Origin of the sequence: Cupriavidus sp. Met-2 (assembly GCF_049843575.1) — a bacterium.
In the GTDB taxonomy this organism is placed as follows: Bacteria; Pseudomonadota; Gammaproteobacteria; order Burkholderiales; family Burkholderiaceae; genus Cupriavidus; species Cupriavidus metallidurans.
This window is the reverse complement of record NZ_JBBHZL010000007.1, coordinates 233,957-260,956: the sequence shown is the minus strand read 5'-3', so window position 1 is coordinate 260,956 and position 27,000 is coordinate 233,957. Positions and strand designations below refer to the sequence as shown.

The following is a 27,000-nucleotide window of genomic DNA, read 5'->3' as shown; positions in this document are numbered from 1 at the left end:
TCAGACTTTGAAGCGCGAGACGCCGCTGCGCAGTTCGTTGGAAACCAGCGTCAGTTCGTCGATGGCCTGGCTGGACTGACGCAGCGACTCCACCGTCTGCTGCGCGGCTTCGGACAACTGGATCAGCGCCTGATTGATCTGCTCGGCACCGCCTGCCTGCGCCTGCATCCCTTCGTTGACCATCTGCACGCGTGGCGCCAGGGACTGAACCTGCCCAATGATCTGCGAAAGCTGGTCGCCAACCTGGGTGACCTCGGACATGCCGCGGCGGACTTCCTCCGAGAACTTGTCCATGCCCATCACCCCGGCGGCCACGGCCGACTGGATCTCGCGCACGATCTGTTCGATGTCGTAGGTGGCCACGGCGGTCTGGTCCGCCAGGCGCCGAATCTCGGTGGCCACCACGGAGAATCCGCGGCCGTACTCGCCAGCCTTCTCGGCCTCGATCGCGGCGTTCAGCGACAGCAGGTTGGTCTGGTCCGCTACGCGCGCGATGGTGGTCACCACCTGGTTGATATTGCCGGCCTTCTCGTTGAGCGTGGCCAGACGGGCGTTGACCGAGCCGGCGGCTTCCATCACGTGGTTCATCGTCGCTTCCATGCGCGACAGACCCACCTGACCGGTGCCTGCCAGTCCGGCTGTCTGGTCGGCGGCGTGGGAAACCTCGCTCATGGTGCGGACCAGGTCGCGCGCGGTAGCCGAGATCTCGCGCGAAGTCGCGCCGATCTGCGTGGTCGTGGCGGCCGTTTCGGTGGCGGTGGCCTGCTGCTGGCGCGCCGTGGCGGCGATCTCGTTGACCGAGGTCGTGACCTGGATTGCCGAGCGTTGCGCTTGTCCGACCAGCGACGTCAGCTCGTCGGCCATCTGGTTGAAACCTTCCTCCACGGCCTGGAACTCGTCTCGCCGATGCAACACCATCCGCTGGCGCAGGTCGCCGCCGCGCATGGTCTTCAGCAGCGAGACGATCTTGCCCATCGGCACCGTAATGGCGCGTAGCAATTGATAGCCGGCGATCAGGGCGGCGAGCACGGCGATGCCGAATGCCACTTCGATACTGACCTTAGCCGTTACCACCGAGTCGACGATGCCAGTGGAGGCCCGCTCATTGACCTTGCCGTTGTCGTCGACGATGTCCTGCAGCAGCTTCCGGCCATCAGACCAGAGGTCGTGCGCGCTGCCGCGCAAGGCGGCCTGGGCCGTGGCGGCATCCTTCCACTGAGCGGGGTCAAGGTACGGCTGGGCGGCCTGCTGGTACCGGGCGCGGACGGCCTGGTAGTTGTGGAAGCGGGCACGGTCGTCGTCACGGACGATGGTGGCGTCGTACTGCTGTTCCAAACGATCCAGACGCTGCATGGCGTCCTGCGTCTGCGCCAGCAGGCGGGCGCGTTGGGGAGCATCGGCCGCGGTTACCGTCTGCCAGGCCAGCACGTAGATTTCGCCCCAGACCCCGCGCATTCCGGCGCTGAAGTTCAGGCCCGGCAGCGCATCGGTGCGCATCACGGTGGTTTCGTGCTCGATGGCGGACAGCCTTCGGTAGGCGACGCCGCTCATCAGGGCCATGACCAGCAGGATGATGGTGAAGCTCGCCAGAATGCGGGTGCGGATGGTCCAGTGGGTCACGATCAGGATCGTCTCCGGTGAAGCCGCCGGGGTTGGGGCCGGCTGGGTCATGCTTTGGGGCGGGGGGCGCCGTCACCCAGTTGGGGGTATCCCTCGTTTGGGTGGTAGCCTTTTGCGGCGTAGGGTACTGTAACGCCCAAGCCATTTCAACGCGGTGCCCGGGGCGTTGCGCCGTTGCGCCGGAAATTGGAAGCGCTTGCATTTTCCAAGGTTTTCGTCACACTTGCCAAATAGCTTGAGCAGGGAACATGTTCATCACAACAGATAGGGCAGGGATGGTGGCCAAGTCGGAGGCGCAGGCGACTGGTGCCTTGCCGCCGGCGGATGTTGATCCGCTGACCGGCGTGGTCGCTCGCCAGTCATTCTTGAATCGGCTGGAAACGCGCCTGCATAGCGAGGCGACGCCCCGCTTTTCCCTGTTGCTGGTTGGCATCGACGATTTCCGCGCGTTCAACGACATGCATGGCCACATGGAGGGCGATGCAATCCTCCTGCAGGTTGCCCGCCGGCTGCGTGATGCCGCGCCGCGCGACGCCGTGGTTGGCCGCGTGGGCGGCGACGAGTTCGCCGTACTGCTGACCTCCATCTCGGACCCGACGCTGGTGCGGCACGTAAGCGCCGCCATTCTGTCGATGCTGTCTGCCCCCCACGAACTAAATGGCCGCCGCCACCATGTGCTGGCCAGTCTGGGCGCGTGCGTGATGCCGACCGGCGGAGATACCACTTCCGACGTGCTGGCTGCCGCCAGCCTGGCGCTGGCCCGGGCCAAGCACGATGGCGGGCGCACGATTCGTTTCTTCAAGCCGCAGATGCGCACGGACGTGATGACGCGACTGTCGCTCGTCCAGGCCTTGCGGGAAGCCTATGCCCAGCGGCAGTTCGAACTGCTGTACCAGCCGCAGGTGGATCTGCGGGATGGCCGCGTGCTGGGCGCGGAGGCACTGATGCGCTGGCGGCATCCGACGCTGGGCCTGCTCGCCCCGGCCGCGTTTATCGACGCCCTGGCCGCGAGCAGCGTGGCGGCGGACGTCGGTATGTGGCTACTGCACACGGCTTGCGCGCAGGCGCGGGCGTGGTCGCTGACATTTCCCGACGCCCCCCGGGTGGCGATCAACCTGTTTGCCGCCCAGCTGTCCGAAAGCCGGTTGCTGACCGAGGTCCGCCATGTGCTGCGGGCGCTCGAGCTGCCGCCCGACCGGCTGGAGATCGAGATCACCGAGACCATCGCACTGCAGCAGGGCGATGAGGTGTCGGGCCAACTCCAGGCGCTGCGCCGCGATGGCGTGACACTGACCTGCGACGATTTTGGCACCGGCTATGCATCACTGAGCTTCCTGAAGTCCTTCCCTGTGGACCGGCTCAAGATCGATCAGTCGTTTATTCGCAACGTCACGCAAGACAGTGTCGATGCGGCGATCGTGCGTTCGGTCATCAACGTCGGGCAGAGCCTGCGCATCGGCGTGGTCGCCGAAGGGGTGGAGAATGCCGCCCAACGGGAATTCCTGCTGGCCAACGGATGCGTCGAGGCGCAGGGCTATCTCTATGGGCGCCCGATGTCGGCTGACCTCCTGACGGAGCACCTCCGCCACCAGCCGCGCTGACGCCGGCGACGGATTTGTTTCCACCTTTATCCCCCATCGCCTGGCCGGGCTGCGGGGAAATATGTACTTACAAAGTCCGGTACACAGGTAGAACACTGCATCGTTATCAGATGTAGGGTGGCACTGACAGGTCGCCACGATGGCGGCCGCGCGTGGGCGCGGTGGCCCACCGGACTCAGGTAACACACATGCAATCCCATACAAGATTCGCGCTGGCGCCTGTGGCGTTCGGCCTGGCCGCGCTGCTCGCGCAGGCACCGGCCGGCGCTCAGGGCTACAACCCGAACATGCCTCCCGGCTACGTCGAGCAGGGGCAAGGCGGGGCCGGAATGCCCGTCGGCCCGGAAACTGCGCAGTCGGCGGACCCTTCCTCGCGCATCGCCACGGTGACTGATGCGGCGGGCGGCCTCAGTTTTGCTCCGGCGGGCTCCGACGAATGGGCTGCGATCGGCCTGAATCGGCCAGTGACCACTGGCGACCGGGTCTGGGTCGATCCGGGCGGCCGGGCGGAGCTCCACGCCGGCGCCACTGCGATCCGGCTGGGTGGCGGCACCGCCGCAGGGGTGCTGAACCTCGACGATCACACCACGCAGGTAAAACTGACACAAGGCACGCTCCAGTTGCGCGTGCGCGCGCTGCCACCCGACCAACAAGTGGAGATTGATACGCCTAATCTGGCGTTCGTGCCACGAGAGCCGGGTGACTATCGGCTTGATGTTTCCCCCGACGGCACAACGACGCAGGTGTCGATCCGCCACGGTACCGCTGTGCTTTATGGCGACACGCGTTCGATCGAAATGAGCCGTGGGCAGCGGATGCGCTTTGCCGGCGCCGATCTCTCGGACGCCGGGCCGGGCAACGCCGGTGGACCCGACAGCTTCGATCAGTGGACGGCCGCGCGCGACGCGCGCGAGGACGAGTCCGTATCGGCGCGTTATGTGCCGCGCGATATGACGGGCTATACCGCGCTGGACGACTATGGCGACTGGCAGCAGGACCCGGGCTACGGCGCGGTGTGGTTTCCTCGCGCCGAGCCAGCCGGTTGGGCACCCTACAGTTCGGGCTACTGGGCCTGGGTAGCGCCCTGGGGCTGGACCTGGGTCGACGACGCGCCGTGGGGCTTCGCGCCTTCTCACTACGGGCGCTGGGCCTACTTTGGCAACCGGTGGGGATGGGTGCCGGGGCCGATCGCGGTGCGGCCTTACTATGCGCCGGCGGTGGTCGGATTCGTTGGTGGTGTGAGCGCGACGATCAGCATCGGCGGCGGGCCGGGGGTGGCCTGGTATCCATTGGGCCCGCGCGACGTGTATCGCCCGATCTATCGCGCCAGCCCGACGTATATCACGCGCATCAACAACGTCACGATCAACAACAACTTTATCGCCCGTGGCGATCGGGATCGCTGGAACAACCGCGAGGTACCTGGCGCGATCTCTGGCATGTCGTCGCGCAGCTTCGTGGAAGGCCGGCCGGTGCCGCGTGCCCGTACGCGCGACGAGTGGCGGCATCTGCCCGCCGGCGAGGGCAACTTTGGCGCGCCGCCGATGGCGCCGGTCAAGACCAGCCTGATTGGCGCGGCCCAGCCGCGCGGGCTGCCGCCGATGGCGCGCGCGGGGTTTGAGCGGCAGGCGATCGCCGCGCGTCAGCCCGGCAGGGTGGGACCCGACGAACTGGCAAACCGCTTCGCGCGCGAGGGCGGCACGGCGGGCGCGGGGCCGGCATGGCGGGGGCCGACGCAGGACGCGCGGCCGCAGCAGGGTTCGCGCCGGGGTGGGCAGCCAGCCCAGGCCATGCCGTGGCAACCCGATGTGCGCGTCAGCCAGGCGGCCCAGAGCGGTCGCGGCTTCGCGCCGCGCCCGGACCAGATGCGTGGTCTGCCGCAGGAGTCCCAACGACAGGAGCAGGCGATCCAGCGTCAGCAGTTCGACCAGCAACGCCAGACGGAAGAACGCCAGCGGCAGTCGGCGGATTTCCAGCAGCGTCAGCAGCAGGCGCTGCAGCGACAGGCGCAGGACCAGCAGCGGCAGCAACTCGATCAGCAGCGTCAAGCGCAAGAACGCCAGCAGATGGACCAGCAGCGGCAAGCGCAGGAGCGGCAGCAGATGGACCAGCAGCGGCAAGCGCAAGAACGCCAGCAAATGGATCAACAGCGGCAGGCACAGCAGCGGCGGCAGCAGATGGACCAGCAGCGGCAAGCGCAAGAACGCCAGCAAATGGATCAACAGCGGCAGGCGCAGCAGCGGCAGCAGCAGATGGACCAGCAGCGGCAAGCGCAAGAACGCCAGCAGATGGATCAACAACGGCAGGTGCAGCAGCGGCAGCAACAGCAGCTAGAACAGGCACGCCAGCTCCAGGAGCAACAGCGCCAGCAATTCGAGCAGCAGCGTCAGCAGGCCATGCAGCGGCAGCAGGTGGATCAGCAGCGCCAGGCGCAGGAACAACAGCGGCAGGTACAGGAGCAGCAACGGCAGATGCAGGAGCAACAGCGCCAGCAGCAGGACCGCCAGCGCCAGATCCAGCAGCAACAGCAGCAACAGCAACAGCAGCAACAACGTGCGCAGCAGGAGCGCGCGCGTCAGAGCCGCGAGGAACAGGCACATAACGACGGTCGTTGATGAGCCCGTGGTGTTCTACCCTCGCGAGCTGGCGGGATAGGGGGGCGGATGTCCAGCGCCACCGCCTGAAAGACAAAGGGCGTCCGAATCATCGGACGCCCTTTGCTTTCTTTCCACTTGCGATTCTAGTTATGGCGCTGGCTTGCCCGCCAGCAGGGTCCCACTCCTCCGTCGTCTCTCTCCGGCGGACTGCTTACTTGCCCAACTCCGACAGGCGTACCGGCGCGATCTTGCCGTTCTGCACCCAGCCCACCACGGTATCGGCCATGGAGCCGCCCTTGGCGTCGATGCCTTCCACCTCGTTCGGATTGACATCCTTCGGCAGCGTCTTGACCGCCTCGGGCATCTTCGCGCGGATGGCCGCTGCGTCGCTGGTGGTGCCGGCCAGCTTCATGGCAGTGGCCAGCGCCCAGGTCATCGTGTAGTTCAGCGACATTTCCGTGGTGGCATCGCGACCGTCGTGCAGCTTCTTGTAGCGGGCGTTATAGGCCTGTGCCACCGGGCGTGCATCGTTGACCAGCGGCATCACGCCGATCGAGCCTTCGAGCATGGTCAGACCGTTCGTGACCTTGGCCATTTCGTCCATCTTGGCCTGGTCCATGATGATGAAGCCGCCCTTGAAGCCAAGCTCGCGTGCCTGCTTGACCACCAGCGCGGTCGGCTCCGACGGGCCGCCGACGAACATCACGTCGGGTTTGTCGGCGATGGCGCGCGAAACGCCAGTGTAGAAGTCGGTGGCCTTGGTGTACGACATCGGATTGTTGCCCACCACCTTGCCGCCCGCGCCTTCCCAGGCGGGCACGAACGCTTGCACCCAGGCCTTGGCGTAGTCATGCTCGGCAGGTACCAGCGCCACGTTCTTGCCAAAGCGCTTCATCTGCGCCTTGACGAACGGCTCGATGTAGCCGGTGTATGCCGGTGGGATGCGGATCGTCAGCTTGTTGCCGGCGTCGGTAATGCGCGGCACGCTCGAGTACGCCATCACCATGAACTTTTCCTGCTCATTGAAGGCCTGCAGCGCAAAGATGCCGCCCGAGTGGGGTACAAACACCGCCGGGGTCTTGTACTGCTGCACCAGGCGACGCGCATTGATCGCCGCTTCGGCAGGCGCGTACTTGTCGTCGAGCGAGACGACTTCCAGCTTGATCTTCTTACCCTTGACCTCGAGGCCGCTGGCGTTGATCTCGTCGACAGCCATCTGGATGCCCGACAGCACGTTCTTGCCGTAGAGCGCCGCGCCACCCGACAGCGGGCCCGTGTAGCCGATCTTGACCACTTCCTGCGCCAGTGTCGGTGCCGATGCGACCATTGCCGCCACCGCGCACGCGGCCAGCGGGAAGAAACGACCCAATGTCTTGTACTGCATTGCTGTCTCCTTTGAGTATTGACTGCGCTTGTTCTCTACGCCCTTATCGCCCTTTTCCCGCGAGTGAGAGAAGGGTGTATCTACTCGGTTCGGCGAATCGAATTACCCGCCGATGTACGCCTTCCTGATCCCCTCATCCTTCAGCAGCGTATCGCGATCACCTTCCATCACGATGTGACCGTTCTCGATCACGTAGGCGCGATGGGCGATGCCGAGCGCCGCGTAGGCGTTCTGTTCCGCCAGCAGCACGGTGGTGCCAGCGCGGTTGATGCGCTGGATGATCTCGAACATCTGCTTGACCACCAGCGGTGCAAGACCCAGCGACGGCTCGTCGAGCAGCAGCGCGCGCGGGCGGCTCATCAGCGCGCGGCCCAGTGCCACCATTTGCTGTTGCCCGCCAGACAGCGACCCCGCGGGATCGTCCTTCTTCTGGAACAGGATCGGGAACATCTCGTAGACCTCTTCGAGCGTCTTGCGGATGCCGGCGCGGTCACGGCGATGCACATACGCGCCAAGCGTCAGGTTCTTCTCGACGCTCATTGCGGGGAACAGCTTGCGGCCCTCTGGGCAGTGCACGAGTCCCGCCTGCACGATTTGCGACGGTTTCATCCCGCTAAGCTCGCGGCCGTCGAAACGCATGCTGCCGCCGCTGATGCGATGGATGCCGCTCATCGCCAGGAAGATGGAGCTCTTGCCCGCACCGTTCGCGCCAAGCAGTACCACGAGTTCTCCGGCGCCTGCGTGCAGCGAGATATTGTCCAGGGCGCGGAAGCTGCCGTACGACAGCGAGACGCGATCAAGCTGCAACATGGTCGGCTCCCAGGTAGGCCTCGATGACGTGCGGATCTTGCTGGATCTGCGCCGGCGTGCCTTCGGCGATCTTTTCGCCGTAGTTGAGCACCATGATCTTGTCGGCCAGTCGCATGATCATGTCCATTTTGTGTTCGATCAGGCAGACGGTCTTGCCGTGCCGGACCATCTTGCGGATCAGTTCGGCAAGGCCGACCGTCTCCTCAGGGTTCACGCCACCGGCAGGTTCGTCGAGCAGCAGCAGATCGGGGTCGGTGGCCAGCGCCAGCGCGAACGCCACGCGCTTGCGCGCCTCCTGGGTGATATCGGCAGCCAGTTCATGCGCGAGGTGTGACAGCCCGACGAAATCGAGTGCGGCCTCGGCCTTTTCCCGGCACAGCTTCTCTTCCTCGCGCAGGCGGCTCGTGTTGAACAGCACGTCGGCCAGCCCGGATTTTGTGCGCAGCCGATGGCCGACGATCAGATTGTCGAGCACGGTCGCCCGGTCGAACAGCGAGGTTGCCTGGAACGTGCGCGCCACGCCCAGGCGGGCGATCTGGTCCGCGCGTAATCCGGCGACGTCCTGCCCCTTGAGCAGGATCTGGCCTGATGTCGGCGCGTGGGTGCCAGCGATCAGATTGAAGAACGTCGTCTTGCCGGCACCATTGGGACCGATGATCGCGTTGATATGGCCGGTCTCGAACTTTACGGACACATCGTGTACCGCGGTCAGGCCGCCAAATTTCTTGGTCAGGTTGCGGATCTCAAGCATTCTCGGCTCCGGGGCGGGTGGTCGGGACGGACGTGGTTTGCGTCGGGCGCGGGGTGGCCATCTGCCCACGGCGCGCGGCGGCGGCTCGGCGGACTTGCCGCTTCAGGAACGAACCGACGATGCCATCCGGCACGAAGATGATCAGCAGGATCAGCACCGGACCGAACACGAGCATCCGGTAGTCCTGCAGGAACTGCAGGGTCTGCGTGACCCACGGTACCAGCAGCGAACCAAGCAGCGGACCGAGCAGCGTGCCCGTGCCGCCGACCAGCATCGCCATGACCATGTCGAACGTGATGTCGGTGCGGGCGATGTCCGGACCCAGGAAGCGTACCTGGCCGGCATAGAGCGCGCCGGCGAATCCGGCGTAGCCCACGGAGAGCACGAACGACAAGACCTTGGTGCGCATCAGGTTGATGCCGAGCGCTTCCGCGAGAGCATCGCTGTTACGCACGGCCATGAAGCTGCGGCCGACCAGTGAGCTGACGATGCGATGCATGACGAACGTGCCCAGGGCCAGGAAGACCAGCACCAGGTAGTACTGCGCCTGCACGCTGTCGAAGGCGATCGGACCGATCGAAGCCGGGACCGGGATGCCGATCAGGCCTACCGCACCATGGGTCAGGCTTTCCCATTTCTCGATCAACAGATAGATGATGTAGCCTACGCACATCGTGAAGATCGAGAAGTAGTGCCCTTTCAGGCGCAGCGACACCGTGCCGACGACATAACCCAGCACCATGCAGACCACGCCGGACAACGCGAACGCGAGCCAGTACGGCATCTGATGATCGACGGTCAGGATGCCCAGCGTGTAGGCGCCGATGGCCATGAAGCCGCCATGCGCGAGATTGAGCTGGCCCGTGTATCCGGTCAGCAGGTTCAGCCCGAGCGTGGCGATAGCCATGATGAAGGCCAGCGTCATTACCGTCAGGTAGTAGCTGTTTGGGACAGCCAGCGGGAACACGATGGCCGCGACGAACAACAGCGTCCAGCCGATTTTGCCTTGCATTGATTTCATGGTGGTCTCCTGGTTCCTGTCAGGCGGTCTTGCCGGCGAACAGGCCCTGCGGACGCACCGACAGGATGATCACAAGCAACAGGAAGGCGATGATGTCCTTGTAGTCGGTGGAGATGTAGAAGCCACCGAAGCTTTCGGCCATGCCGATGATCAGCCCACCCACGATCGCGCCGGGGATGCTGCCCATGCCGCCGAGGATGATGATCACGAACGCCTTGGTGATGACAAGGTTGCCCATGCTCGGATAGACCAGGTTGATCGGCGCGTAGAGCGTGGCGGCGATGGCGGCCAGCGCGCCAGAGATCGCGAACACAAGCAGTGTCACGCGCATGGCGTCGATACCGACCAGCGCGGCGCCTTCGCGGTTCTGCGCCATGGCGACGATCGTCGAACCCGTGACCGTGCGCGTCAGGAACAGGTGCAGCAGCACCATCAGGCCGAATGCCGCGACGATGATCAACAGTCGTTGCAGTGGAGCGGTCAGGCCGAAGATCTCGACCATCTGTCCATATGGGGTGGGCATGCGGTGGAAGTCGGCCCCCCACAGCGCCTGCGCGCCGGCTTCGAGAAACAGCAGGATGCCGATGGCGGCGATCATGTCGTGAATCTCGGGCGCATGGCGCAGCGGATAAAAGACCAGGCGGTCCGCCAGCATCGACAGCATCGCCACCACGACGGCCGCCGCCAGCATGGCCAGCCAGTAATTCATGCCCAGCGTGGTCATGGCGTAGTACGACACATACGCGCCGGCCATGTAGAACGCGCCGTGCGCGAAGTTTGGTACGTGCAAGATGCCGTAGACCAGGGTCAGCCCGAGTGCGACCAGGCTATAGACGCCGCCCAAAGTCAGGCCATTGAGAAACTGCTGAAAAAACAATGCCATGAACTGTCTCCTTGCGCCGATACAGGGGTTTGTACCGACACTGTCTGTTGACGCCGTGACGTTCTCGCACGGTCGTTCTTTTTTGGTCACTGTTGCATAGCGTTTTAAGCAGCGTCAAGCGAACAGACGTAGTATTCCGCTGTGCGAAATATGGGCTTGCGGAAGCCTTTCAGAACCTCCGCGTTATCCCTGATTTCAGTGTGCAAGTGGCCTCCGGGCGGGCCTTGCCTTACTTGCCGTGTGTATGACCTCTATTCTTTCCGCACATAGCGCGGTCGTTCCTTGCCGGAAACTGATATGAAGTCGAAATGAAGCGCACAACCTCGATTCCGATGCCCGCCGATACCGCCCTGGTATCGGCCGATGCCGCGCGTCCCGCCGAGGACGGGGATCGGAATTTTGTGACGGCGCTGGCCCGCGGCGTGGAGTTGCTGCGTGCGTTCGGGCCGGACGATGACTTCCTTGGCAATGCGGAGTTGTCGCGTCGTACCGGCATCCCCCGACCAACGGTTTCGCGTCTGACGTACACACTGGCCAGTCTCGGATACCTCGTGTACGTCGAGGCCCAGGAGAAGTACCGCATTGGCCAGGCGGCGATGCTGCCCGCGCAGCGCTATCTCTCGGGGGCCGGCATTCGCGATATCGCGCAGCCGCTGATGCAGTCTCTGGCGTTTGCCACTGGCTGCACGGTGGCGCTGGCGGCGCCGGATCGTCACGACATGGTGTATCTCGAGGTGTGCCAGCCGCGTGGTGCGTTGGTGATGAGGCTCACGCCTGGCTCGCGGCTGCCGATGGCGACATCGGCCATCGGCAAGGCGTGGCTGGCGGGCCTGACATCCGATCGGCGAGGCGCGGTGTTCGCCGAACTCGAGCGTCACCACGGGACGCGCTGGGCATCCATCCGCACCAAGCTTGAGCGTGGACTGCGCGAACACGCGCGACGCGGCTTCTGCATGGCGCACGCCGAGTGGGACCGTTCGGTGAGTGGCGCCGCCGCGCCGGTGAGTCTGGCGGATGGCTCGGAAGTGCTGTCGATCAACATCGGCGGGGCGTCCACGCGGCTCTCGCCCGAAATTCTTGAAGGCAATCTTGGCCCCCGCATTCGCGAGTTGGCGGACGCGCTCGCGGCAAGACTCTGGCGGCCAGGCTGATCTTATTCAACGCAGACATCGAACCTTGGAGGCATGCATGGAAGTTCGCAACAAGACCGTAATCGTGACCGGTGGTGGCACCGGTATTGGACGCGCCCTGGTGCTGGCGTTTGCCCGGGCCGGCGCACGCGGCATCGCCGTGGCGGATATTGACGAGGCCGGGGCGTCGCAGGTGGCTGCCGAGGCCGTGGCGGCCGCGCCAGGCTGCCAGATCTTCTCGCAACGCGTGGACGTCGCGAATGCCGAAGCCGTGCAGAAGCTGGTCGATACTGCCACGCAGCGTTTCGGTCAGGTGGACGTGTTCTGCTCGAACGCCGGCATCATCCTGCGCAAGGGCCTGGATGCCACCGCGGACGAATGGCAGCGCATCTGGGAAATCAACGTCATGGCGCATATCCACGCGGCCAAGGCCGTGCTGCCGCAGATGCTCGAACGTGGCGATGGGTACTTCGTGAACACGGTTTCGGCTGCAGGTCTGCTCTCGCAGATCGGATCGGCGCCTTATGCCGTGACCAAGCACGCGGCGATCGGCTTTGCCGAATGGCTGTCGATCACCTACGGCGACCGCGGCATCAAGGTGAGTTGCATCTGCCCGCAGGGCGTGCAGACGAAGATGCTGTTCGGCGAGGGCGGCGAGCGCAAGGGCTTCCTGCAGGCCGGTTCGGTCACGGCCGAGCACGTTGCCGAGAAGACGCTCGAAGGCGTTGCCAACGAGAGCTTCCTGATCCTGCCGCACCCCGAGGTGTTGGAGTACTACCGTCGCAAGGGGCAGGACTATGATCGGTGGCTGCGTGGCATGCGTCGGCTGCACGACCAAGTCACCAAGGAGTTCGGCAACATCGTCGTTTAACGCAGGGCCCCGCGTGGGGCCTATCCCATATCCAGAGGCGAAAAGCCCGGAAAATCAGGAGACAGATCCATGTGTGCACGAATGTTCGCGCGTCGCCAGGTCGTGGCGATGCTGGCTGCCACGGCCTCGTTGGCGGCGATTCCCGCCGCGCAGGCCAACGATGCCTATCCGTCCAAGCCGATCCGCATGGTGGTTGGCTTTCCGAGCGGCGGCGCGCCGGACATTCTTGCGCGGATTTTCTCCGAGAAGATCTCACTGGGGCAGCCCGTTGTCGTCGACAACAAGCCGGGCGCGGGCGGCAACATCGGTGCGGAGACGGTAGCCCGTTCGGCGCCCGATGGTTACACGCTGGCGCTGGGCACGGTCGGCACGCACTCGATCAATGGCGCGCTGTACAGCAAGATGCCCTATGACATGGTCAAGGACTTCACGCCCGTGATCCTGTTGGCGTCCACGCCGAACGTGCTGGTCGTGCACCCCTCCGTGCCCGCGAAGAACGTGCAGGAACTGATCGCGCTGGCCAAGGCCAAGCCGGGGCAGTTGACGTTTGGCACGCCGGGCATCGGTACATCCTTGCACGTGGCGGGCGAGTTGTTCAATACGATGGCGGGAACGAAAATCGAGCATGTCCCATACAAAGGGCGGGCGATGGCCATTCCGGACTTGCTGGGCGGCCACATCACGATGATGTTCGACAACCTGCCGTCCGCGCTGCCGGTGGTGAAGGAGGGCAAGCTGCGCGCGCTGGGCGTGACCAGCGCGCAGCGGTCGACCTCCGCGCCAGATATCCCGACCATCGCCGAGCAGGGCCTGCCCGGTTACGAGGCAACATCGTGGTTCGCGGTCTTCGTGCCGGCGCATACGCCGAAAGAGATCGTGGCCAAGCTGAACGCCGAGATGAACCGCATTTTCACGCTGTCCGACGTGCAGACAAAACTCAAGACGTTGGGTCTCGATCCGATTCTCGGGACGCCTGAGAAGCTGGCCGAGTATCAACGCAGCGAGATCGCCAAGTGGGCGAAGGTTGTGAAGGACTCTGGCGCGAAGGCGGACTAATACCGCATGATCCCAACACGGGCCGGGGCCCTCGCGAGTCCCGGCCCTTGAGTAATCAGGCGTCCGGCTCGGCCGCGCCTTCGGCGGGTGCGGGCTGGGCGTCGCGCAGCCGGCTGAAGCTGATGATCGCGCCGATCGCTGCCACGCCGGCGGCGGCGAAGAGCGCGGTTCTCGCCGCACCAGCGTTGTCGAGGCTGAACAGCAGCGCAACCACCGCGGTTCCCGTGGTCTGCCCCAGCAGACGCGTCGTTGCCTGAGCACCGCTGGCACCGCCGCTTCGCTCACGTGGCGTGGCGCCGATCATCGCCCGGTTGTTCGGGGACTGGAAGAAGCCGAAGCCGATGCCGCACAGCGCGGTGCGCCAGGCGATATCGAAGCTGCTGGCGGTTGGCGAGAGCCAGGCCAGGCCGATCAGCCCGGTAGTCAGCATGATCAGGCCCGCACCCGCCAGGATGCTGGCCGGATAGCGATCCGACAGCCTGCCGGACAGCGCTGCCATCAAGGCGACCATCAGCGGCCACGGGGTGATCAGCAAGCCTGTTTCCTGCAGGCTGCGCCCAAGCTGATACTCGAGATAGAACGGCAAGGCCACGAACGCGAGCATCTGCGTCATGAACGAGCAGAACGATGTGCCGACAGCCAGCGTGAAGGCGCGGCTCGCGAACAGATCGACCGGTACCAGCGGCGCCGGACGTCCGCGTTGCCGACGTACCAGCAGCCAACCAAGGACGACGGCCAACGCAATCCCGATCGCGCCAACGACGCGCAGTGTTGCGTGGCCCATGCTGTCGACGCCGAGGATAAACATGCCGAAGACCACTGCGGACAGCACGGCGCTGGGATAGTCGAACGCGCGCGGCTGGGCCGGTGTATCAGGCAGCGCCCAGCGCGAGATCCATAGCGCGACGATGGCCACCGGTACATTCACCGCGAACAGCCACTGCCAGCTGCTGATGCCAAGGATCAGCGCGCCGAGTGACGGGCCAACGGCGATCGTCACGCCAACCACCAGCGCGTTGAGTCCGATGCCGCGTCCGAGCTTGGTCGGCGGATAGATGAATCGCACGAGCGCGGTATTGACACTCATGATTCCGGCGCCGCCGATGCCCTGGATGACGCGGGCCGCCACCAGCATTGGCAGGTTCACCGCGCATGCGGCGATCAGCGATCCGATGAGGAAGATTGCCAGCCCTGTCCGGTACACACGCTTGTAGCCGAGGATGTCGCCCAGTGACGACAACGGCAACAGACAGATGGTAACGGTCAACTGGTAGGCGTTGACGACCCAGATCGTGCTGGCGGCTTCGGCGTTGAGCTCACGGGAGATCGATGGCAAGGCGATATTGGCGATCGAGCCATCGAGCACGGCCATGATGAGACCGCAGAAGACGGTCAGGATTGCCCAGACGCGCTGGGGATAGGGGAGTCCTTGATGGGGCTGCATGGAACGGGGCGGAGAGCGGCTTGGGCTTGCCATTCCGGGCCCGGAGACCCCGTCAGACCGCTTTTGGCGCCCTGGATCTGGAAGAGAACGGCCCCGCCATTATCGTCCTGTCAGGCCATGCAGCGCAAATCTGGAAATCTCTGGCGGCGTGTCATGCGGCTACGTGACAACGCTTTCCTGCGCCGCCGGATCAGGTGGTTGACGTTTCCTCGGGCTGATTCGGGCTGGCACGGAAGTCATGCACCGCAGCCTGCAATGCCCGGGCTTCTGTTTCCAGGAGGGGTGACCACTCGTTACCGTCATCGCAGAGCCGCTCTACGGCTCGACAAAGCTTGACGATGGTGGTTGCGCCGACGATCAGGAATGCCCCCGCGCAACGGTGAGCCCATTGGCCCAACGCCTGGGTATTGCGGCTGAGCAGGATGCCGGCAAGCTTGGGCTCGTCCGTTTGCAGGTGTTCGCGCAGCAGCGCCAGGTAGCGCTCGCGATCCGCCCCCGCGACGATGTCGGTGGGGCTTCCGGTGGAGGCGGGCGTGGAGCGCGCGGCATCTACGGCCAGTTGCGAGGACACGCCGTGCAGGGCGTGCTCTAGCTCCGCCAGCGACACGGGCTTGGCAATGTAGCCGTCAAACCCGCGCGCTTGCCAGTCAGAGGCCTGACCGGCGTGCGTGACTGCGCTGAATGCGAAAACGGGCAGCGGCGGCCTTTTGGTCTTGATTGCAGATAGCAGTTCATATCCGTTCATTACCGGCATCTGAATGTCGGTCAGCACGATGTCGACAACTCGTTGATCGAGCACCGCGAGTGCCTGGCGCCCATCGTTGACCACGATTGACGCCCAGCCGATCGTCTCGAGTTGCTCGGCAATCAGCATGCGATTCAGTGGGTTGTCTTCGGCGACCAGAACCGTGCCGTGCTGATGGGGCGAGTGGGAAGCCGCTTCGGGCCGCGCGTTTTCACTGGTGCTGGCGGTTCGGTTCGTTGTCTCGACCAGTCGCGGAGGAGCGACCAATGCGGCCTTGACGCCCGCCAGGATGGCGGTGTGGCTGTATGCGGAAACCTCGAAGATCCCCGATTCCAGCTCTGCTGGGCGATCCGGCCCATTGCGCGTGATCCACACGGCGTTTGTCGGGCAAACGGTTCGAAGTGATCTGATTGTGTCGAGTCCATACTCTCCGGTCACAACCATAATCTGGGGGTGGCTGGTACACAGCCACGCGTGGGCGGCGCAACTGGCAGGCAGTACATGCACCTGGCAGCCTACCCTTGTCAGCCACGCTTCCAGCGTGGCGCCGGATTCCGTTTCCTGGCACAGCACCATGACCATGCCACCGAGCATCGTCAGTCCATGTGGAGGGGCCGTTGCCGCGGGCTCGGCAAACGGAATGACTACCGTGAAGGCACTGCCCACGCCCTCGACGCTTTCAACGCTGATGTGTCCGCCCATCAGCTCGCTAAGTCGGGCGCAGATGGAGAGGCCGAGTCCAGTGCCGCTGTATTGAGCCGTGGTGCTGGTCTCGCCTTGCACAAAGGGTTGGAACACACGGGAAGCCAGCGCCTGAGACATGCCGTCTCCGGTGTCTCGCACCCGGCAGACCAGCGTCGCCAGTCCTTGCGCATCTCGAGAAATTTCCGCACTAAGCGAAATTTTCCCGCTCGCCGTGAACTTGAACGCATTGCCAAGCAGATTGTTGACGATCTGCGCCAGCCTCATACGGTCGCCCCTCAGAAGCGTACTCAGGGTAGGCGAAAGGTGGGCGTAGAAGCGGATCGGTCGATCCGTCACCATGGGCGCGTAGGAAAGGGACAGACTCTCAAGTTCGTCGAGTGGATTGAAAGGCGCGGAGACGAGCTTCATCTCGCCAGCATCTATCTTCGAGAAATCAAGAATATCGTTGACGATGCGGCGCAGCCCTTCGGAGGACGACTGCAATGCGCGCAGCCGGGTTGCGTGTGCCTCGAGGCCGGCGCTACGCCCAAGCAGTTCGAGATTGCCCAGAAGCGCATTCAGTGGTGTGCGTATCTCATGGCTCATCGCGGCAAAGAAGTTTGATCGGGCACGCATCATGGCTTCCGTAGCTTGCTGGGCCGAGCGAAGCTTCTGTTCGAGTTGTTGTTGTGCTGTTACGTCCTGAATGGCACAGAAGAGCACGCACTCTCCGCGGTACTTGGCGGGGGCTGATGTAATCTGCAAAAACTGTGGCTTCGAAGCAGGTGCGGCTTCCGTCGTGGAATTGCACTGCTGGGCTGCGTCGGCATTGGCGCACCCGGGCACCCTGATCTGTGCAATTGGCCCGAACGCGTCACTGAAAGCCTGCGAGGGGCGTTGGCGCAGGGCGTCGATGATCCGGGCGGGCATGGTTGCTCCCTGACTGAATCCAAGCAACGTGTCGGCAACCAAGTTCGAGGTCACGATGACGTGGTCTTGCTGGCAGACGATGCAAAGCCCGATCGGGGTGGCATTGACGAGGATATGGTTGATCGTTTCGTTTTCAAGCGCGCGAGTAGCTTCGGCCTGGCCGTGCCGCAGCAGATGAATGTCCCAATAGCGCGCGGATATCACGATTGCGATGATCAACATCATGCTCAGGGAGCCAATGGCTATCAGTTCGTAGTAGATCGAACTGAATAGCTTGCCATAGGACAGGAAATAGACGAGGGAGCCAAACTCCTGGCGCAATGGCTGCACCAGCACCAACCCGGATCTTCCGAGCCGGAGTGTATCGGGGGGCAGGCGGCGCGTGCGCGAGAGAATGCGTTCCGCGACTTCGAGTGAGCTTCCCGACGGGGAGATGTCGATGCGGTCTTCGGCGCGATTGAGCAACAGCAGCATGGCCGCACCGCTCGGGCGCTTGAGCTGGGACAGGAAGGCATTGACAGGTGTACTCGATGCGATGAGCGCAGGTCGGTGTCCGTCGCCTGCCGTTGTAGCGGCCACGGACGTCATCACTTGCGAGTGCAGCACCGGATCCTCGACGGGGCCGATCCATACTTGCTCGCCGCTACGCGGAAGTTCCTGACCAGTCTGGGCCTGCAATGCCTGAACGATTTTGTCCCGCAGTACTGTCACAGGGTCGCTTTGCTCTGAAATCAGAAGCACCGCATCGAGTGACATTGGAGACGGTGTCAGGATGACCGCGTACTCGGCATTCGCGTCGACCACGTAGGCGGGATTATCGAGCTCGAAGGCGAGGCGGGTGGTCAGCGCGGCGATGGCAATCTGCTGCAATTGCCAGACGCGTTCTGGGAGCGAACGGCCCCAAGCCTGCTGCGTGCTCGAGGGTATCAGCAATGTGTAGCGGCCATCAGGAGCAACGGCGACGCCAGTCCGACGAATGCGTTCGAGCAGATCGGGATCGGTAGGCGAATCGCTGTGGGCATTCAGGTAATGCGCCACCGTCAGCGTCGTTCGGCGCAGGAATGAGGCATCGCTCTGGAGTTGAAGGGAGATCGCGCTGACATATTGGGCAAGACGACTGCGCCGGATGTCGAGCTGCTTGGCAGCCGCGAGTCCGCCGAGCAGGATGGCCGATACGATGACGATCGCAATCAGGAGGCCGACTGTGGCGTAGTAGAGCTGACGCTGCCGTCTTGCGTTGCGCGCCAGGGAAGCAAACGCCTGCGCCAGCGACTCCTGAGTGCGATCGAGAACTTGCTGCATTTGAAGGATCAGATCAGACCGTTTTCATAGGCATAGCGGATAAGGTCCGTATTGGTTTGGACGCTCAGCTTGCGCATGGCAACGGTTTTCTGACTGGAGATCGTGCTCACCGACCGCCCGAGCTTGTTGGCGATCTCGGTGAGCTGGAAGCCCTGCGCATAGAGCCGCACGACATCGAGCTCACGCAATGTCAGATCCGTGGCGGGGGCGGCTGTGGCCGCCGCGGTGGCGCTGTCCAGCACCGCCCGAATCGACGGCGAATAGAAGTGGCCGTTGCTGACGGTGACATGGATACAGGCGCGCACGATTTCGTCGAGTTCGTCTTCTTTGCTGACGAACGCACGCGCGCCGAGCTTCATCGCGCGGCTGACCACACCAGGATTCGTCTGGGCGCTGACCACCACGATACGCGTGTCCGGATGGCGTCTGTGCAGTTTGCGCAACAGATTGAATCCGTCCAGCGACGTATCGCCATGCCCCATGCTGAAGTCGGTGACGGCAACGTCGACCGGATTCTGCGTCAAGGCGTCGACCAGTTCACTGCCGTTCGTGCATTCACATGTCACCTGGAAGCCCGGAGTACGCTGCAAGCAATCTCGCAAAGCGACAACGACGAGCGGATGATCATCCGCCAGCGCCACCCGAATGGTTTTCGCAATCATGCATCAATGTCCTTTCGCAGCCAGGCAACGCATTCTGGCGAACGCGCTGCGTGAGAGGGTTTAGCTATCTGAAAATTAGGGAATGCACTCTATATCGTATCGGCACGAGATAGTCGCACCTGTTTAGTCGAAATTGTTTGTGATCAACTTGTGGTGCAACTGTCCGATAGCGAATGTCGCTATGAAATCTCAACTGCACGACTATCGTCGCAGTTGAGTTGGATATGGGAGGGTCATGCGAGGCGTTCAGGCAAGAGTCGTAAGGCGAAGATTCTCGCAATTAACTAATCAAACGAAAATCGTACTTCGACTGATTTTGATGGTTTCGATGCAAATAAATCGAAGGCCGGTAAGACGATAGGTTGAAAAATCGAAGATCTAGCTTGAAAGTTTGCGCGATGCGGAGATCTGACGGTCAAGCGCGGCGGACAAATCTCCATACTGAGGGAGAAGCGTTGTGGCGCTGGTGATGAAGCTGTGACACAGTTGCGATTGAGATGGGGTGGTCGCTTTGAGCATGACCGCCGCAGGGTGGGAGAAAGCACCGTGGCGGGCGAGCCATGCCGGGACCTTGTCGCCGTCGCGCAAGCGCAGAAGCATCAGAAGCTCGACGGGAATGGCCTGCTCGACGGGGTGATCGAAGTCGAACAGCGAGTGGTCGGTGTCGAGCCGGCATTGGTTGACGTGCCTGTCGGCCAGTTCACGAGCCAGCGGCGCGAATGCGATATCGCTATCCTGCCAGTGATTGACGATCTTTGAGAGCACGGCGTCACCCTTCTGGAACGTGACTTGCGGCACACCGACCCCAAGCGCTTGACCCGCGACACCGATGATCAAGCCGGTCATGCCACTGACCGGGTGCAGGGAAGCCAGCTCGCTGTTGGTGCCGAACCAGGCTTGCAGTGCGAAGGCGGCAAGTTCGCGCCACTCCAGCGCTAGCAGCATCGCTACCTGCAAGGCCATATCGCGTTCGTAAGCCTGACGGCTGTGCGGACCACTCCATTTTTCTTTGTGGAGCGCCAGCGCATGTGTGCCGGCGATGGACTCGATGACGCCGAGCTGCAGGGAGGTCATGTTGGGGACCGGGCACGCTTCGTCGCCGCTCAGGTCGATCGCGCGCCATTGCCGCAGCCGCCCGAGCCAGAACATCGCGCGGGCGGCTCGTGGCAGCGGCATGGCATTTGGCGCGACGAGGAACGCTGAGAGTGTGTTCTGATACATCCCGTTGAGCGCTTCCGCCTGGGCCCGTGCCGTTTGCAGGATGGTTTGTCGCTGTTGTTCCGTCTCCCGTAACGTGCTGGATTTCGTCTGCATTGTGTGTCTCGCCCGTGATGAATGAGTAGATGAGCAAAAACACTACGGGCTGGGGAGTGTCGGGTCCATCGCTGTTCCTTGAAATGTGCGATATACACCGTCACGCTACGAACGTCGGCTGCGTCACAATACATTCGATATGGCCATGGTCTTTCGTCGCGCGCCACTTGCCGTTGATTTTGGTGGCATTCTCTAAGCCGCGCGTGGCAGCTTGTATTCGTTGCATCGCGCCGTACAACCCCCGCATGGAGGTGTGCCATGGCAATGCGTCAATTCGCCGAGTTTCCCGCCAACGAACGTCAGGATCTCGAAGCCTTGTTCCGGCAGGTTGGTCTTGCAGCCCAGGAGTTCGAAGTTTTCGATGTAAACGGAACGTCCGCCCGTCAGGTGACGGTGCGGCGGCAGCGTACCGGCGCGGAAAGCGTCTACGAGGCCGGCCCGGGGTCGGCGTGGATCGAGGAATTCGAGAGCGATCTGGAATGCGGCCTGTTCGGGCAGGTATCTACACAGTAAGACGCAAACGCGCAGGCATTTACGTGGTCATGTGGCGGTCGGGCTCGCCTTCGGTCGTCAGTGGCGTCCTCGCTCGCCACCGCGGCCGATGATCGACGCTCCGGCGATCAGTTCCGTGAGGAGTGCCAGCGATGCCGCACCGGGCATGCGGCAGGGGTCGAGTTCGCCTTGCGCGGAGTACTTGAGCAGCGTCGCGGCATTGATCCGGCCCGCGTTGACGCGTCCCATCGACCAGCCGGCGAAGGCCCGCTCGGCGATCTCTTCGTAGCTCAGCAGCACGACGTGGTGGTGGCGATCATCGCGGCCGATATTCAGGAAAAGCCGAGAGACGGCTTCCCGATCACCTTCCAGTGCCTGGAGGAAGACGGTGTTGCTGTGGCACAGCACGCCGGTGATGCCGTGACGTAGGTTCTGTTCCAGGCTGGTGTCGAGGATGGCGTCCAGCACATCGGCGTCAAGCGGTTGTCTGGCGCGGCTGGCGTAGAGCAGGCGGACTAGCATCGGTGTTCCCTCCGGGCAGCGAGTCAGCGGCGATTGAGATTCAGCAGGGTGAGAAATTCACGGCGCAGCTTGTCGTCCTTGAGGAACGAGCCGCGCATGACGCTGTTGGTCATCTTGGCGTCGGTATCGCGCACGCCACGCCAGTGCATGCAGAAGTGCTCGGCTTCCATGACGATTGCCAGGCCGTCTGGATTCATCTTCTCCTGCAGCAGATCGGCGACCTGTGCCACGGCTTCTTCCTGGATCTGCGGCCGGCACATGATCCATTCCGCCAGTCGCGCATACTTGGACAGGCCGATCAGATTGGAATGACGGTTCGGCATCACCCCCACCCACAAGCTGCCGATGATCGGGCACAGGTGATGAGAGCAGGCGCTGCGCACGCGGATGGGCCCGACGATCATCAGCTCGTTGAGCTGTTCCACGTTCGGAAACTCGGTCACATCCGGCGCCTTCGCGTAGCGTCCCGCGAAGATCTCCTTGAGATACATCTTGGCTACGCGGCGAGCGGTCTCGCGTGTGTTGTGATCCTGGTCGACGTCGATCACCAGCGTGCGTAATACGTCTTCCATGCGGGCTTCGACCTCGGCCTGCAGGGCTTCGAGTTCACCGTGCTCGATATGGCGAGAGATATTGTCGTTGGCGTGGAAGCGCTCGCCGGCAGCCTCGATGCGCGCCCGAATCCGGTTGGATACGGGCGAGGCGGTGGGCGTGTGCTCGGGGCGATCGGACTGATCCTTGTGTGACATGTGTGGCCGCAGGGAGTTGGGCGTCGGCGCACGCGGTGCGCGGTGCTTCACTATATGGCAGTTGGCATTGCACCACAACCTGCAACAGCCCGCTGCTGGGCATGGCCTCAGCGCAGTACCGCCAGGGCCGGGAGTAGTGCCAGCGGCATGACGAGCGCACCGGTCTTCAGGAAGGTGCCGGCGCCGACCATATGACCTTCACGGCGCAGGGCGGTCAGCCAGAGCAGGGTGGCCAGCGAGCCGGTAATGGACAGGTTCGGGCCCAGGTCCACACCGATCAGCACGGCAGCCGTGACGGTATCAGAGGCGTGGCCTGCCGCCAGCGCCGAGGCTGCGAACAGTCCGGCCGGCAGGTTGTTGACGATGTTGCTCGTGATGCCGACGAGCACGCCCGCCACACCGGCGCCAAGCACGGCCTCCGGCCCTTGCAGCCCGGATAGCATCCGCACCCAATGTGCAAGCTGAGCGGTCAAGCCGGTCTGGGCCAGGCCGGCAACCAGGACGAACAGTCCGGCCACCAACGGCAATACGCCCCAGGACACCTCCTTGAGCGCCGGCACAAGCAGTCGCGGCTGGGTGGCGCAGACGACAGCCAGGGTCAACAGACCACCGATGAACGTCGGCCAGCCGAGATCCTGCCCGTGCAGCGAGGCCGTCAACAGTGCCGCTCCGGTCAGCACGATGCCCAGCGTCGTCAGCCAGGCCTGGAGCGTCAGAGGGGGCGTCGGCACGTCGTTCTCAATCGGCTCGGCCAGTGCATCGCGTTGCGTCCAGTACAGGACGATGAACGTCATGGCGATGGCCACCACCGACGGCAGCGTGAAGCGTGCCAGCCAACTGGTCAGAGGTGGCATGCGGTCACCGAACAGCACGAGGTTGGCCGGATTAGAGATCGGCAGGAGAAAGCTCGCCGCATTGGCGATGAACGCGCAGGCGTAGAGATAGGGTAACGGGTGCTTGACCCGTGCCGCGCGTGTCGCGGCGATGACCGCGGGGGTGAGGACGACTGCCGTGGCATCGTTCGACATGAACGCTGTCACCGCAATGCCGAAGCCATAGACCAGCGCAAATAGCTTGCGCGCCGACCCCCGCGCGGCGCGCACGGCCAGCGCGGCCACATGATCGAACAGACCTGTCTTGCGGGCGAGTTCCGAGATCAGGATCATCCCGGCCAGGAACAGATAGACGTCGTTGCCGCGTGCCACGGCTTGGAGGGCGTCGCGCCATGGCAGCAGTCCTGCCACGCATAGCACCAGCGCGCCAGCCATTGCCCAGAACGGCTCGGGCAGGCGAAAGGGCCGGAACAGCACGCCCGCCGTGGATAGTGCCGCGACGCTCCAGATCAGCGGTGTCGCGTAGGCGGGCATGTCGGCCGTGGTCACAGGCCGGTAGCGGCAGGACGTTGGGACGATACCTGCGGCGATACCTCAAGCGCTGCAGGGGTCGGCGCCGCGGCTGTCGGTGCGCCGGGAGGGCTGCCCTCGGCAGGTACGTCCGGCGTGACAGTCGGCGGCGGGAATCCAATCGATGCAATTCCGTGGGATCCGTCCGCGTTCTCCGCGTAGGCCCAGTCGTCATTAAGGCGGGCAAGCTGCGGTGGCGTCGGGAAGCTGGCTTCTGGCGCGCCGGCCAGGCGTCCTTCCATGTAGGCAGCCCAGATGGGCAGCGCGGTGGTCGCGCCGAACTCGTGCCGGCCCAGGCTGCGATTGTCATCGAAGCCCATCCACGTCACGGTTACCACATCACCCGCGTAGCCGGCGAACCAGCCGTCTACCGAATCGTTGGTGGTGCCGGTCTTGCCGGCCACATCGTCCCGGCGCAGATAGCGTTTCACGCCGGTACCGGTGCCCTCGTCCACCACGCTTTGCAGCAGGCTGTTCATCACGAACGCATTGCGCTCGGAGATCACACGCGTCACCTCCGCTGCGTTCTGCGCGGCAAACAGCACGTTTCCGTCGCCATCCGTGATCTTGTCTATCAGGTAGGGTTCGATGCGGTGGCCCTGGTTGGCGAACACGCCATAGGCGGCCGCCAGTCGCAGCGGCGACGTGGTGCCCGTGCCCAGCGCAAGCGGCAGATACGGCGGCAGCCGCTTGGTGGAGAAGCCGAACTTGCCCGCGAAGTCGATTGCGTAGGGGATGCCAATGGCGCGCAGCGTGCGGATAGCCGGCAGGTTGCGCGATTCCGCCAGCGCCTGACGTACCGTGATCGGGCCGACGAAGCGATTGTCATCATTCGACGGCTGCCAGCGCGGGTCGTCGAGCGGCGCGTCGTTGATCAGCGTGCCGGGCGAAATGCCGCGCTCCAGCGCGGCCGAATAGATGAACGGCTTGAACGTGGATCCCGGCTGGCGCTGTGCCTGCGTGGCGTGGTTGAACCGGCTCGTATCGAAACTGGCGCCACCCACCATGGCTTCGATCGCGCCGGTGCTCGCATCGAGCGAGACCAGCGCCGCCTGGGGCAGCGCGACCTGTGCCTTCGCCGAGCCGTGCCGCTTGCCGTAACTGGCCAGTCCGGCCTGCACGGCGTCGTACGCCAATGTCTGGCGCACCGACGACACCGTGGTGTAGACATTGATGCCGCGCGTATAGGCTTCGTCGCCGAAGCGGTCGAACGCCAGTTGCCGTGCCAGTTCGGCCACGTACTCCGCGTGCCCGCTGAAGCTGCCGTTGGCGTCGCGGCTCACTACGAGTTGCGCGCCGCGCGCCTCGCGATACTGGTCCTGCGTGATCATGCCCAGCGCCAGCATCCGGCCGAGCACATACTCCTGGCGACGTTTGGCGCGCGGGTAGTTCACCTGCGGATTCATCGTCGAGGGTGCCTTGGGCAGCCCCGCCAGCATTGCGGTCTCCGCCAGAGAGAGCGACGCCAGCGGCTTGCCGAAGTACGTCTGCGCGGCGCTGCCGAAGCCGTAGGCGTGCTCGCCCAGGTAGACCTGGTTCATGTAGAGCTCAAGGACGCGGTCCTTGGGCAGCGTGCGGTCGATCTGCCATGCCAGCAGGACTTCGTACCATTTGCGGGCGAGCGTCTTTTCGCGGGACAGGTAGAAGTTGCGCGCCACCTGCATCGTGATGGTGGATGCGCCCTGCGCGTAGCCCTCGCCGAGGTCTGCCAGCGCCGCGCGGACCAGGCCGGGGATGTCCACGCCGGCATGGTTGTAGAACTGGTCGTCCTCGGCCGCGAGTAGTGCCTCGGTCATCAGCTTCGGCATTTTCTCGATCGGGATGAACTCTCGATGCTCGGCGCCAAACTCGCCAATGAGAACATCGTCGCTGGTGAACACGCGCAGCGGTACCTGGGGACGATAGTCGCGCAATGCGTCGACCGAGGGAAGTTGCCGCAGGCTGACTACCGCGGCAAAGCCGACGAGCAGGACGCCGGCGGCTCCCAGCGCCGCGACGACGCCGGCAGCCTTGACTGCAATCTTTTTCATGGCGCGCATTCTACCGTGCTGCGGGGAGCGGCAAAGGCACACCGGATTCGGTATGGTCGGAGGGAGGATGCTGTTGGGTGCGGTCTGGCGGCTGATGCGGCACTTCCCGCGCGAATTCGCACAGCGCGTGCCATGTCTCCCAACGCTCGATGATCGTGTAGTGATCGACCCCGGAGATCATCTGCAGCGCGACCGGGCCGGGCCAGGCCGCCATCAGCCGTTCAGAGCATTCGTGGGGCACAACGTCGTCGCTCTCGGCCAGAAGGACCTTGGTGCTCTGGACCACCTTCTTGCAATGCGAGATCGAATCGAAGTGATGCCGCATCAACTGACGCAGGGGCACCAGCGGAAAACGCTTTCGCACGATCTCGAGCAGGGAATCGTACGGCGTGATCAGTTGCAGGCTTTCGAAATCCTGCAGGTCGGCAAGCTGGATTGCCACGCCGGTGCCGAGCGAACGGCCCACCACATGCACCCGCACGCCGGGGAAGGCCCGGCGAAGATGCAGCAGGAACTGGCTGGCATCGGCAACGGCAGCCGCCTCGGAGGGCATCCCGTCCGAGTGACCGATTCCGCGATAGTCGAATGTCGCGAAGCCCATTCCGTGCGGCAGCCACTTCACGAACTGAAGCGTTTCCAGCACATCCTCGCCCCGTCCCGGCAGATAGAACAACAGGTCGCCCACGCCCTCGTGGTCGGCGTGGTAGCAGTAGCCGCGAAACTGGCCGCCGGGCACGGCATGAGAGTAGCCGACGATGCCATCCGGCAGATCGCGCGGCGGGCGCCGGCGTGCATCGAAGAGCAGCCGTTCCTGGTTGATGGTCAGGTAGGTCCAGTAGCAGACGAAGCCTCCGGCGGTCACGAGCGTGGCGGCCAGCGTTCTGCGCAGGAGTGAAAACATGGGGGCGAAGGGTTGGTCACGGGCGAACGATCTTGCCCAGCCTAACCGAAAAATGGGTAACGCGGCGTTGGACTGGGCCGGGTGCCCGCGAGTTCTTG

Annotated in this window: 21 protein-coding genes; 6 read left to right on the top strand and 15 right to left on the bottom strand. The window is 63.8% G+C overall.

The window, feature by feature from the left end; all coding sequences use genetic code 11:
- Positions 1-1,671: a methyl-accepting chemotaxis protein gene (locus tag WD006_RS17300; protein WP_051723380.1), complete on the bottom strand. Its 1,671-nt coding sequence runs from the start codon at positions 1,669-1,671 to the stop codon at positions 1-3.
- A 224-nt stretch (positions 1,672-1,895) separates the two neighbouring features.
- Between WD006_RS17300 and WD006_RS17295 the strand changes: the two genes are divergently transcribed.
- On the top strand, positions 1,896-3,221 hold the full coding sequence (locus WD006_RS17295) for a putative bifunctional diguanylate cyclase/phosphodiesterase (protein ID WP_011518482.1): 1,326 nt from the start codon (positions 1,896-1,898) through the stop codon (positions 3,219-3,221).
- A 188-nt stretch (positions 3,222-3,409) separates the two neighbouring features.
- Positions 3,410-5,836: a DUF6600 domain-containing protein gene (locus WD006_RS17290; protein ID WP_029309304.1), complete on the top strand. Its 2,427-nt coding sequence runs from the start codon at positions 3,410-3,412 to the stop codon at positions 5,834-5,836.
- A gap of 193 nt (positions 5,837-6,029) precedes the next feature.
- On the opposite strand, the gene WD006_RS17285 is transcribed toward WD006_RS17290, so the two are convergent.
- The 5 genes from WD006_RS17285 to WD006_RS17265 all read right to left on the bottom strand — a co-directional run bounded on the left by WD006_RS17285 (position 6,030) and on the right by WD006_RS17265 (position 10,667).
- Positions 6,030-7,202 (bottom strand): ABC transporter substrate-binding protein, encoded by a 1,173-nt coding sequence (locus WD006_RS17285; protein WP_029309305.1) that lies wholly within the window; start codon positions 7,200-7,202, stop codon positions 6,030-6,032.
- 102 nt (positions 7,203-7,304) lie between these two features.
- On the bottom strand, positions 7,305-8,012 hold the full coding sequence (locus WD006_RS17280; protein WP_011518485.1) for an ABC transporter ATP-binding protein: 708 nt from the start codon (positions 8,010-8,012) through the stop codon (positions 7,305-7,307).
- Positions 7,999-8,763 (bottom strand): ABC transporter ATP-binding protein, encoded by a 765-nt coding sequence (locus tag WD006_RS17275; RefSeq protein ID WP_011518486.1) that lies wholly within the window; start codon positions 8,761-8,763, stop codon positions 7,999-8,001. The genes WD006_RS17280 and WD006_RS17275 overlap by 14 nt, the downstream gene beginning before the upstream one ends.
- Positions 8,756-9,784 (bottom strand): branched-chain amino acid ABC transporter permease, encoded by a 1,029-nt coding sequence (locus tag WD006_RS17270; RefSeq protein WP_029309307.1) that lies wholly within the window; start codon positions 9,782-9,784, stop codon positions 8,756-8,758. Before WD006_RS17270 ends, WD006_RS17275 begins: the two co-directional genes overlap by 8 nt.
- Positions 9,785-9,803: 19 nt before the next feature.
- Positions 9,804-10,667, bottom strand: a complete 864-nt coding sequence (locus WD006_RS17265) for a branched-chain amino acid ABC transporter permease (RefSeq protein ID WP_011518488.1) — start codon at positions 10,665-10,667, stop codon at positions 9,804-9,806.
- 308 nt (positions 10,668-10,975) lie between these two features.
- On the opposite strand from WD006_RS17265, the gene WD006_RS17260 reads away from it, so the two are divergent.
- The 3 genes from WD006_RS17260 (at position 10,976) to WD006_RS17250 (ending at position 13,724) form a co-directional block, all read left to right on the top strand.
- Positions 10,976-11,818 carry an IclR family transcriptional regulator gene (locus WD006_RS17260; RefSeq protein ID WP_029309308.1) on the top strand — a complete coding sequence of 281 codons (843 nt, stop codon included), beginning with the start codon at positions 10,976-10,978 and terminating at the stop codon, positions 11,816-11,818.
- Positions 11,819-11,855: 37 nt separating this feature from the next.
- Entirely contained in the window at positions 11,856-12,668 is an 813-nt protein-coding gene (locus tag WD006_RS17255) for an SDR family oxidoreductase (RefSeq protein WP_011518490.1), read from the top strand.
- Between the two features lie 108 nt (positions 12,669-12,776).
- A complete protein-coding gene (locus WD006_RS17250) occupies positions 12,777-13,724 on the top strand; it encodes a Bug family tripartite tricarboxylate transporter substrate binding protein (RefSeq protein WP_375199042.1) in 948 nt (315 codons plus the stop codon).
- Positions 13,725-13,779: 55 nt separating this feature from the next.
- Here the strand turns inward: WD006_RS17250 and WD006_RS17245 are convergent, their stop codons facing one another.
- The 4 genes from WD006_RS17245 to WD006_RS17230 all read right to left on the bottom strand — a co-directional run bounded on the left by WD006_RS17245 (position 13,780) and on the right by WD006_RS17230 (position 20,805).
- Positions 13,780-15,168: an MFS transporter gene (locus tag WD006_RS17245; protein ID WP_029309310.1), complete on the bottom strand. Its 1,389-nt coding sequence runs from the start codon at positions 15,166-15,168 to the stop codon at positions 13,780-13,782.
- Between the two features lie 190 nt (positions 15,169-15,358).
- Positions 15,359-18,829: a hybrid sensor histidine kinase/response regulator gene (locus tag WD006_RS17240; protein WP_029309311.1), complete on the bottom strand. Its 3,471-nt coding sequence runs from the start codon at positions 18,827-18,829 to the stop codon at positions 15,359-15,361.
- An 8-nt stretch (positions 18,830-18,837) separates the two neighbouring features.
- Positions 18,838-19,491 (bottom strand): response regulator transcription factor, encoded by a 654-nt coding sequence (locus WD006_RS17235; RefSeq protein ID WP_011518494.1) that lies wholly within the window; start codon positions 19,489-19,491, stop codon positions 18,838-18,840.
- Positions 19,492-19,869: 378 nt separating this feature from the next.
- Positions 19,870-20,805 (bottom strand): hypothetical protein, encoded by a 936-nt coding sequence (locus tag WD006_RS17230; RefSeq protein ID WP_029309312.1) that lies wholly within the window; start codon positions 20,803-20,805, stop codon positions 19,870-19,872.
- A gap of 258 nt (positions 20,806-21,063) precedes the next feature.
- Between WD006_RS17230 and WD006_RS17225 the strand changes: the two genes are divergently transcribed.
- On the top strand, positions 21,064-21,318 hold the full coding sequence (locus tag WD006_RS17225) for a hypothetical protein (protein ID WP_008643850.1): 255 nt from the start codon (positions 21,064-21,066) through the stop codon (positions 21,316-21,318).
- A 57-nt stretch (positions 21,319-21,375) separates the two neighbouring features.
- Here WD006_RS17225 and WD006_RS17220 read toward each other — a convergent pair whose 3' ends face one another.
- From WD006_RS17220 to WD006_RS17200, 5 genes are all read right to left on the bottom strand, one after another.
- Positions 21,376-21,819 (bottom strand): BLUF domain-containing protein, encoded by a 444-nt coding sequence (locus tag WD006_RS17220; RefSeq protein WP_011518497.1) that lies wholly within the window; start codon positions 21,817-21,819, stop codon positions 21,376-21,378.
- 23 nt (positions 21,820-21,842) lie between these two features.
- On the bottom strand, positions 21,843-22,568 hold the full coding sequence (gene folE / locus WD006_RS17215) for a GTP cyclohydrolase I (RefSeq protein WP_011518498.1): 726 nt from the start codon (positions 22,566-22,568) through the stop codon (positions 21,843-21,845).
- Positions 22,569-22,675: 107 nt separating this feature from the next.
- Positions 22,676-23,935, bottom strand: a complete 1,260-nt coding sequence (locus WD006_RS17210; protein WP_029309313.1) for an arsenic transporter — start codon at positions 23,933-23,935, stop codon at positions 22,676-22,678.
- An 11-nt stretch (positions 23,936-23,946) separates the two neighbouring features.
- On the bottom strand, positions 23,947-26,010 hold the full coding sequence (locus WD006_RS17205) for a penicillin-binding protein 1A (protein WP_029309314.1): 2,064 nt from the start codon (positions 26,008-26,010) through the stop codon (positions 23,947-23,949).
- Position 26,011: 1 nt separating this feature from the next.
- Complete coding sequence (locus tag WD006_RS17200; protein WP_011518501.1) at positions 26,012-26,902, bottom strand: alpha/beta hydrolase; 891 nt, start codon at positions 26,900-26,902, stop codon at positions 26,012-26,014.
- Between the last annotated feature and the right edge of the window lie 98 nt (positions 26,903-27,000).

Bases quoted from the DNA above. Each gene is read 5' to 3' on its own strand.
- WD006_RS17295 (WP_011518482.1), top strand. From the start codon at position 1,896: ATGGTGGCCAAGTCGGAGGCGCAGGCGACTGGTGCCTTGCCGCCGGCG.
- WD006_RS17225 (WP_008643850.1), top strand. From the start codon at position 21,064: ATGGCAATGCGTCAATTCGCCGAGTTTCCCGCCAACGAACGTCAGGAT.
- WD006_RS17300 (WP_051723380.1), bottom strand. From the start codon at position 1,671: ATGACCCAGCCGGCCCCAACCCCGGCGGCTTCACCGGAGACGATCCTG.
- WD006_RS17250 (WP_375199042.1), top strand. From the start codon at position 12,777: ATGCTGGCTGCCACGGCCTCGTTGGCGGCGATTCCCGCCGCGCAGGCC.
- WD006_RS17260 (WP_029309308.1), top strand. From the start codon at position 10,976: ATGAAGCGCACAACCTCGATTCCGATGCCCGCCGATACCGCCCTGGTA.
- WD006_RS17285 (WP_029309305.1), bottom strand. From the start codon at position 7,202: ATGCAGTACAAGACATTGGGTCGTTTCTTCCCGCTGGCCGCGTGCGCG.
- WD006_RS17205 (WP_029309314.1), bottom strand. From the start codon at position 26,010: ATGCGCGCCATGAAAAAGATTGCAGTCAAGGCTGCCGGCGTCGTCGCG.
- WD006_RS17235 (WP_011518494.1), bottom strand. From the start codon at position 19,491: ATGATTGCGAAAACCATTCGGGTGGCGCTGGCGGATGATCATCCGCTC.
- WD006_RS17230 (WP_029309312.1), bottom strand. From the start codon at position 20,805: ATGCAGACGAAATCCAGCACGTTACGGGAGACGGAACAACAGCGACAA.
- WD006_RS17220 (WP_011518497.1), bottom strand. From the start codon at position 21,819: ATGCTAGTCCGCCTGCTCTACGCCAGCCGCGCCAGACAACCGCTTGAC.
- WD006_RS17280 (WP_011518485.1), bottom strand. From the start codon at position 8,012: ATGTTGCAGCTTGATCGCGTCTCGCTGTCGTACGGCAGCTTCCGCGCC.
- WD006_RS17200 (WP_011518501.1), bottom strand. From the start codon at position 26,902: ATGTTTTCACTCCTGCGCAGAACGCTGGCCGCCACGCTCGTGACCGCC.
- folE (WP_011518498.1), bottom strand. From the start codon at position 22,568: ATGTCACACAAGGATCAGTCCGATCGCCCCGAGCACACGCCCACCGCC.
- WD006_RS17275 (WP_011518486.1), bottom strand. From the start codon at position 8,763: ATGCTTGAGATCCGCAACCTGACCAAGAAATTTGGCGGCCTGACCGCG.
- WD006_RS17240 (WP_029309311.1), bottom strand. From the start codon at position 18,829: ATGCAGCAAGTTCTCGATCGCACTCAGGAGTCGCTGGCGCAGGCGTTT.
- WD006_RS17245 (WP_029309310.1), bottom strand. From the start codon at position 15,168: ATGCAGCCCCATCAAGGACTCCCCTATCCCCAGCGCGTCTGGGCAATC.
- WD006_RS17270 (WP_029309307.1), bottom strand. From the start codon at position 9,784: ATGAAATCAATGCAAGGCAAAATCGGCTGGACGCTGTTGTTCGTCGCG.
- WD006_RS17210 (WP_029309313.1), bottom strand. From the start codon at position 23,935: ATGCCCGCCTACGCGACACCGCTGATCTGGAGCGTCGCGGCACTATCC.
- WD006_RS17255 (WP_011518490.1), top strand. From the start codon at position 11,856: ATGGAAGTTCGCAACAAGACCGTAATCGTGACCGGTGGTGGCACCGGT.
- WD006_RS17265 (WP_011518488.1), bottom strand. From the start codon at position 10,667: ATGGCATTGTTTTTTCAGCAGTTTCTCAATGGCCTGACTTTGGGCGGC.
- WD006_RS17290 (WP_029309304.1), top strand. From the start codon at position 3,410: ATGCAATCCCATACAAGATTCGCGCTGGCGCCTGTGGCGTTCGGCCTG.